Here is a 1199-nt window from a genome sequence, read left to right as displayed (position 1 = left end):
CGACGCTCGCGTCGTGGACCGACACCGAGAACGCGACGGGCAGCTTCGGGTCGAGCGTGTTCGGCACGCAATCGCGGTCTCAGGGCACGCCGACGTACGCGAGCCAGACGACGGCTCCCGGCGCGACGTTATTGTTCGACGCGCCGGCGATGTCGCCCGGCACGTCGTTCTACGCGTGGCTCAACGTGCGCACCACACCGGCGTCCACGGTAGGCGGCACGGTCGACCTCACATCGGCCGCGCCGACGGGCGGCCTGACCCCCGCGCTGCAGTACCGAGCGATACGGATGCCGGGGCCGAGTCCGTCGTCGACCTGCGACGCGGCCGCGTTCACCGGCGCCCCCGTGTACATCGCGGGCGCCGCCACGTCATACCTGGCGGTGTCGCAGGTGCCGACAACCCCGATCGCGAACGCCATCGGCGCCGCGGGAGCAGAGGTGGGGTTCTGCTTCGAGGTGCGCATCGCCCCGGGGACCGCAGACTCGTTCCAGGGCCAGACCGGCTCGGTCACCTGGACGTTCACGGCGACCTCGGCAGGCTGACATGACGCAGGACCCTGCGGCGCGACGACCGTGGGCGAGGGCGGCGGATGCCGGACTCGCGATCGCCGCCGCGCTCGGCGCGTTGTGCATCGCGCTCGCCGTCGCGGCGGCGGTCTTCGACGTGCGGATCGTCATGTTCCGCACGGGGTCGATGTCACCGACGATTCCCGCCGGGTCCGCCGCGATCGTCAACGGCATCCCGGCCGCCGACATCCGAGTCGGCGACGTGGTCATGGTCGAGCGGGCGGGACAGCTGCCGGTGACGCACCGGGTCGTCGGCGTGGACGGCATTCCCGGCGCGGACGAGGCCCGGAGCATCCGGATGCGCGGAGATGCGAACGCCGTCGACGACCCGATGCCGTACGAGGTGACCGAGGTCCGCCGCGTCGTGCTCGCGCTGCCCGGTGTCGCGCCGGTGCTCGTCGCGCTCGGCTCACCGGGGGTGATGGGCGCGCTGACGATCGCCGCGACGGCTCTGATCATCGTGGTGTTCTGGCCTCGGCGCCGGTCGGACCGCGTCGAGCCCGAGCCTGCCGAGACGCCCCCGCACGATACGCCGTCGCCGGGGTCGCGACGTGCTCGCCGTGCCGCAGGGGTCGGTGCGGCGGTGGCGCTGGCGTTGACGGGCGGATCGCTGACCGTCGCGCCGGCGCCGGC

2 protein-coding genes are annotated in these 1199 nt (G+C 73.3%); both read left to right on the top strand.

Translation table 11 applies throughout. The features are described from left to right. Window positions 1-542, top strand: a 542-nt coding sequence (locus tag EIO58_RS19100; RefSeq protein WP_164861880.1) for a hypothetical protein, incomplete at its 5' end; no start/stop codon positions are given. A gap of 1 nt (window position 543) precedes the next feature. Further along, window positions 544-1199 (top strand): signal peptidase I (locus EIO58_RS18220; protein WP_127820587.1); only part of this gene is annotated, 656 nt, incomplete at its 3' end.

This window comes from Microbacterium sp. CPCC 204701, assembly GCF_004010105.1.
Taxonomy (GTDB): Bacteria; Actinomycetota; Actinomycetes; order Actinomycetales; family Microbacteriaceae; genus Microbacterium.
This window is presented reverse-complemented; position numbering and strand designations above follow the sequence as displayed.